Source organism: Aeromonas sp. ZOR0001 (assembly GCF_000801015.1).
In the GTDB taxonomy this organism is placed as follows: domain Bacteria; phylum Pseudomonadota; class Gammaproteobacteria; order Enterobacterales; family Aeromonadaceae; genus Aeromonas; species Aeromonas veronii.
This window is the reverse complement of sequence record NZ_JRJY01000096.1, coordinates 1-6,586: the sequence shown is the minus strand read 5'-3', so window position 1 is coordinate 6,586 and position 6,586 is coordinate 1. Positions and strand designations below refer to the sequence as shown.

Genomic DNA, 6,586 nt, shown 5'->3' with positions numbered 1-6,586 from the left:
GTATGACCACTCCCTTTTGTGGGCAACTGTCAGGTGAATACCATTTCCATACACTTGTCAGGACACCTCATTAGCCTTTCAACACGTAATTGGGACAGAGCCAATAAAAATGGCGGCCATTGCAACAATGGCCGCCCTGAGGGGCGTATTGACGATCAGCGTCGGCGATAGAGACCCGGATCCACCTCTTCATAGTGGCTGGTCAGGTATTGATAGAAGGCGAGATGGGAAGGGGAGCTGGGTTTTTTCAGCTCTTCGCTCACCCGATCCGGCTTGGCGATGATGAACTTCGGATTCTGGCGCTGGATATCTGCCAGCACCCGCTCGCGCACGTCATAGGGCGGATTGACGTTGGCAAAGAAGAGGTAGGCGGACGCCGGCTGGCGATCGGTCCAGAGATAATATTGCGGCTGGATGCCATCGACCCAGATCTTGTCGCTCGGGCTGGTCTCGGCCTTGATGCGATCGACCCGTACCTGCGCCGCCGGATTGAAGGGGCGACCCTTGAGGGTGCCTTCCCAGGCGTTGTTGATCATCAGCAGCAGCATGGCCAGCGTCGCCAGCCAGGGGGTGGCACTGCGTACATCCCAGGCGCGCCAGAGGGGGATGAGGATCAGCACCGGCAGCGCCCACAGCAGGCTGGTGCCGAGCACCTCGTTGACCCGCTCGAGGGACCACTCCTTGGTGCTCCAGCCAAAGGCGAGCTGCTGGGCCAGCAGCCAGCTGGCGGTGAGCACCACCAGCGAGATGCAGAGCAGGCCGATGGCATCAGCCTGCTGTTCGCTGCGATCCAGCAATACCGCCAGCGGCAGCACTGCCAGTTGCAGATAGAGCACGTCGTAGTGATCGAACACATGGCCGGAGACCGAGTTGGCGATCAGGGTAAACAGCACCCCAAACAGGGTCGCCAGCAGGGCGGGCAGATACCACTCCTGACGTCGGCTCAGCATCAGAATGATGAAGGCGGGCAGCAGCATGATAAGGCCGGTACGCAGCAGGCCGACGGCGCCCACCATGGGAGAGAAGCCATTGCCGTAGCTCCCCTCGAAGAAGATGTCGAAGGCGTAGTATTTGAAGGCCGCCAGCAGATCATGCTGCTGGAAGTAGGCGTAAAGCGGGCCGCCAATCAGCGCCAGCCCCAGCAGGCTGGAGATGAGCAGCAAGATGGCATCACGCCACTTTTCGTGCAGACACCAGTGGCAGAACAGCACCAGATACCAGGCCCCCCAGAAGGCGCCGTTGTTGGTGCGCATCCAGGCGACGATGGCGAAGGTGAGGGCCGCCACCAGCGCCGGCCACCAGCGAAATCCCTTGTCCAGCAGCAGGGTAATGAAGGCCCACTGGGCGATGAGGGCGAGGTGGAAGGTCCAGTCTTCGGTCATGTTGCCGTAGTAGTAACGAGTGCCGTAGAGAGCCAGCACCGCCAGCATGGCGCCAAGGCGCGCCTTGAACGAGAGTCCAAGCTGAGCAAAGGCCTGCCAACTGGCCAGCAGCCCGAGCCAGCAGAGCACCCACTCCAGTGTCCAGATCCCGACAAATCCCCCCATTCGATAACCCAGCGCGTCGAGGGCGAAAATCATCGGCCCCTTGATGTCGATCATGTCGCGATAGAGCACGCCCCCTTCGCTCCACATCTTGCCCATCACCGCGAACAGCGAGGCATCAAAGCCCGGCGCCATGGCGTGGAAGAGCGGGTTGCGCAGACAGAAGAGCAGCGCCAGCAGGGCGGTCAGCAGCACGATGGCTGGCTTGATACCAGGGTTGACGCGAGGGGGAGTGAAACGGATGGAGTGATTCATGAAGTCGCCTGTTCCTGCAGCTGGTCTTGAAAGCGGGCCTATCTTGCCGAGCTAGTGAGTGCGATGCAATGGGGCTGGCCCGTGTGGGGCAAATATTCTCGAAAAAGCCCGGTTCTTGCAGGGAACCGGGCGCTGGCTGCGGCAATATTGGCCGTCAGGGGGATATGGCAAAGCCATTCCCCCTCTGCATCAACTGAGGTACTCAAGCAGGGGCGGCTGCGCTTCCAGCGTGGGCAGGTGGCGAGCCCAGCGGATAAAAGCGTCGGCCAGGGTGATGCCGAGCTCCTGATTGTGCTGGGTCAGGGTGCGCGCCAGCGCGGTGTAACCCTCCTTGCCGGAGGCGGTATAGGCGCTCGACACTCCGCGATAGATCTGTTCGGCATTGACCGCTTGCCACTGGCCGGGGGCGGCTTCCCACTCCAGTCGGGTGATGCGCTGACCCTTGGGCCGATCGGCCTGATAGGTGAATCGCACCCCTGCGGTGTAGGGGAAGCTGCCGTTGCCATTGCCGACCACGCCGTTGTTGGTGGCGTTGTCGATGGCATTTTCCAGCGCTTCCGCCAACTCGTGACCGTGCACCCGATAGAGGGTGAGGGGAATGGCAAACGGCAGCAGGCGACCGGCGATATCCGCTTCGCTCAGGGGGCCCGGCTCCAGCGAGCAGCGCACGCCGCCAGCATTGTGCAGGGCAAAGTCCACCTCGCCTACCTGTTCACGGGCAGCGGTTAGCATGGCGCGGGCCACCAGCGGGGCGAGTTGGCTGCCGTGGGGCAGGGTGGCATCCGGCAGTCGCTGATGGGGCAGTGGCGCCGCCAGTCGGGTGACGATGCGCTGGCTCATGGTCTCGATCTCCGGCCGGTAGCGTTTGGCCAGATGTTGTTCAAGTTGTGGATCCGGTTCGCAGAAGGTGAGTCCGACAGGTGGCGTAGAGGCAAATGGCCAGGGTTGCCAGGGGAGCCACTCCAGCTGCCCCTCACTTTGCACGACGCGGCCCGCCTTATCGAAGGTGAGCTCGCAGACGCCGAGGCAGAGGGCGCTGTGGCCTGCGTGCAAAATGGCCACTCCGTTGTTCATCAGCGGATAGCTGCCTTCGCTTGGCAGACCCAGCGGCGCGAGATCGCCGAGCAGGCTGTGGGTGTGGCCACCGATGATGAGACTGAGCTCGGGGAAGCGCTCGGCCAGCAGCTTGTCCTGATCCAGCCCGAGGTGGCTCAGCAGCACGATATGCTGGATCCCTTCGCGCTTGATCTCCTGCAACACCCTGGTGAGGGTGTCGGCGACCGCGTGGAAACGGGTGTGGGGATCCGGGTTGGCGATGGCAGCCATCTGGGCGAGGGTGATGCCGAGCAGCGCAAAGGGAACCCCGTCGATCATCTGACGATGCCAGGGCTGATGGGCGTCGTAGAGATGGGGAATATCCCACAGCCCAAGCGGCGTGTCGGCAGGCTCCTGACTGTTATCCAGATTGGCGGCCAGCACCGGAAAATCGAGCTGGCGCAAGAACTCCACCAGTGGGCCGTTGCCCAGATCGAACTCATGGTTGCCAAGTACCATGGCATCGGGGGCCAGCATGGCGAGCAGGTCGGCGTTGGCGCGCCCTTTGAAGCGGTTGAAATAGAGAGAGCCCTGAAAGGAGTCGCCACCGTGCAGAAACAGAAAACGCTGACTGGCTGCTGCGGCTTTGGCACGCAGTTGGGTCAGTCGGGTCAGGATCCGGGCATAACCGCCGCACTGGGTGCGCCATTGGCCTTCACCGACAGGGGAGAAGCTCATGGGCGCGCCATCGAAGTGGGAGTGGCAATCACTGAAATGGGCAAGTTGAACCGTAATACTCATCTCGGTCCTCCTTAGGGGGAAAATGAGCACCGAGTCTACTGCAAAGGGGGGGGAGGATACCAGCCCGGCAGGGTGCCGGGCTGGTCAATGATCAGGCGGGTACCATGATCTGGGTGGCGACGATCACCACCAGCAGGCCGACGGCGACCGGCATACTGGTGCGCTTGACCACCTCGAACGGCGAGAGCTTGCCCATCCCGGCACAGGCGACCACCACCCCGGAGACCGGAGAAATGGTGCGACCCAGGTTGGAGGCTTGCAGCATGGGAATCACCAGATAGGCCGGGTTGATGCCAAGGCTGCTGGCCAGATTGGGGATCAGCTCTACGAAGGCGTAGAAGGGGGCATTGCCCGAGCCAGTGGTGAAGGCGGCCAGGGTGGTGATCACCACCAGTGACAGCATCATGATCAGGCCGCCCGAACCGAGATCCTGCGCGTGAGCCAGCAGGGTGTCGATAAAGCCGATGGTCATCAGACCCTGGGCGAAGACACCGGCACCGACCAGCAGCATGACCACACCGGCAAAGGCGTCAGCCATGTTGCGCCAGCAGACCTGCAGACCGTCCAGCAGCTCCTTGCCATTGCGGATCCGCACGAGTTCCAGCAGGCTGGCCAACACCATGCACATGACGATGATGGTGACGATATCCAGTTGCGGGCCCCATTTGCCGTCAAACACCAGTACCCCGATGATGGGGGTAAAGGGCAGGATGGCGTAGAAAGCGGGGGCGGTAGTCACCAGATCACCCGGTGCGACCGGTTCGTTGTGCTCACCGGATTTCTGGTCAAGGTAGCGTTGCCAGAAGAAGTGGGTCACCGCCATACAGGCGATCGCTACCAGCGAGATGGGCAGGGTCAGCTTGAAGGCAAAATCCAGCAGCGGCATGTTGGCGGCCTGAGCAGCCATCACCACGTCACCGGAGGTCGGTGCCAGAATGATGGCGGCTGGCGAGGCGCACACGGCCGCCGCCGCGCCACGGGAGATCCCCATGTTGACCATCAGCGGGAACAGGGTGGCCATCAACAACACGCCGAGGCCGGTAGCGGAGCTCACCGCCAGCGACATGGCGCAGGCCACCAGATAGGCAGCCACCAGCAGGATATAGGGGGACTTGATGATGCCGAGCGGTTTGCTGGCCAGCTTGACCAGAATGGTGTTGGCACCGATATGGCTCATGTAGCCGGCGAAGCCGCACAGCACCATGATCAGCATCCCCAGTCCACCGCCACGGTCATTGAGCAGGAAGCGGACGTATTCGAAGATATCGGTGGCGATATAACCGGTGCTGACCACCTTGCTCGGCAGTACCGGCTTGCCCATCATGGCGGTGATGACCAGCAGCAGCAAGCCGCCGCTCAGCAGCACCCCGGTCGCGGAGTATCCTTTGAAAATGGCACGGCCCACCACCAGGGTGACCAGGGTGCCAACGATGAGTTCCAGCATATGTTGCCTTCTGATTGGATGAGAGTGGAGGGAGTCTATTCCGATAGGGGTAGAGTGGCGACTGGAAACAGGATGTTGTGTGAGCTAAATCAACGTTTAACCCCGTGAACAGAATTAAAGAAAGGTAAAGGTACTTTACCCAGCGGGTTTGGCTACCTACCCTTGCCAGCCTTGGTTGTCTTTTGAGGCTTTTATATGGTGGTTGGTGATTTTTCAGGCATTAAACGCTCTCTTTTCCTGCTTGCGATGCTATTTTCACCTACTTGCGTGTTTGCAGTAACCAATGACGGTTTTCATCAAACCGGTCCTCATCAGGCGGTCGCCATGCGGCGTCTCATGGCTCCTCACTCTTACGGTGTTCTGGTGGTTGCCGAGGGGAACAGACCCCGTTTTGCCGCGCTGGCATCCAAAACCACCGAAGCAAACTGCCTGGCCCGTCATGCCATCCGGGTAGATGGAGTCGCGCTGCTGGTCACCCCGAGATTCTATGCCAGAGAGGGAAAACGGGGACTTTGCGAGCTGTGGCTCAATGAGGGGGCAGATCAGGACTTTTTTGCCAACCGTCTTAAAAATGATCATTTTATTCAGATAGATGGTCATGACATCAATGTGAAAAACTATCACCTCGACTGGCAGCGCATCAGCCGTCATGCTCAATAAAAATACAGTTTTGCCCTTGTGCCATACTCTGCTCACGCAACCTGTGAGCGTGCTCTGATTTCTGGGCGCATCATTGTATTGCGCCGCCTCGTCGTCACACATAGGCTATACCCGTCATCTGTGTGGCGGTGGGGTTCACCAAGGTTGGTACTCCGCCCGTGCAATCAAGGAAGGTAGTCTGGCATGGTCAGCAAGGTTTATGGAGTAGTGGGGGTCGGGTTGTTGCTGTTGCCCCTGATGAGTCAGGCTCAGCCGAGCCGGCCGCAAGTGGTGCCAGAGTCCCGCATCAATGTCCGTTTTTATGAGGTCAATGCAACCAGTCCGGAGCAGCTTGCCCGGGCGATTGCCCAGAGTGCTCCCAAGGTGAATGGCAAGCCAGTGCTCGGCAAGGCGAGTTATCAGGTGGACTGGCAGCTGGATACCGAGCAGTTGCCGGGGCGCTGCCAGCTCAACCGGGTGACGGTGACCACCAACGCCACCGTGTTGCTGCCCCGCTGGCGTCAGAGCGCGAACAGTAACGATCCTGCCCGCCAGCGCTGGGGGCGGCTGCTCTCCAGCATGTTTGACTACGAATCCCGCTTCAAGGAGATGGTGCTGCAGGGGGCAAATCAGGTGGGTGGCGCGATTGCGGGATTACCCGGTCATGCAGATTGCCAGGCGCTGCGCTATGCCGCGTGGGCAGCAGGTAGTGGCGAGCTGAACAAGGTCAGGGGACGGCTCGACGGATTCCAGCGTCAGACAGGTTACGGCGAACAGCTCGGGGTGCACTGGCCCAAGTAAGCGCTATCTCAAGACGCAATATCCAGCATCGCACGATTTGATAAATAGAATGGCCGCCCGATGGGCG

5 protein-coding genes are annotated in these 6,586 nt (G+C 60.6%); 2 read left to right on the top strand and 3 right to left on the bottom strand.

The features are described 5' to 3' along the window. Nucleotides 1-155: 155 nt before the first annotated feature. The 3 genes from L972_RS12505 to dcuC all read right to left on the bottom strand — a co-directional run bounded on the left by L972_RS12505 (nucleotide 156) and on the right by dcuC (nucleotide 5,079). A complete protein-coding gene (locus L972_RS12505) occupies nucleotides 156-1,799 on the bottom strand; it encodes a hypothetical protein (RefSeq protein WP_047438596.1) in 1,644 nt (547 codons plus the stop codon). Nucleotides 1,800-1,988: 189 nt separating this feature from the next. Next, on the bottom strand, nucleotides 1,989-3,635 hold the full coding sequence (locus tag L972_RS12500; protein WP_047438594.1) for a bifunctional metallophosphatase/5'-nucleotidase: 1,647 nt from the start codon (nucleotides 3,633-3,635) through the stop codon (nucleotides 1,989-1,991). Between the two features lie 91 nt (nucleotides 3,636-3,726). Then, nucleotides 3,727-5,079: an anaerobic C4-dicarboxylate transporter DcuC gene (gene dcuC / locus L972_RS12495; protein ID WP_005336914.1), complete on the bottom strand. Its 1,353-nt coding sequence runs from the start codon at nucleotides 5,077-5,079 to the stop codon at nucleotides 3,727-3,729. A 195-nt stretch (nucleotides 5,080-5,274) separates the two neighbouring features. Between dcuC and L972_RS12490 the strand changes: the two genes are divergently transcribed. Next, on the top strand, nucleotides 5,275-5,739 hold the full coding sequence (locus L972_RS12490; RefSeq protein ID WP_047438592.1) for a hypothetical protein: 465 nt from the start codon (nucleotides 5,275-5,277) through the stop codon (nucleotides 5,737-5,739). Nucleotides 5,740-5,922: 183 nt separating this feature from the next. Then, complete coding sequence (locus L972_RS12485; RefSeq protein ID WP_047438590.1) at nucleotides 5,923-6,519, top strand: DUF922 domain-containing protein; 597 nt, start codon at nucleotides 5,923-5,925, stop codon at nucleotides 6,517-6,519. Nucleotides 6,520-6,586 lie beyond the last annotated feature (67 nt).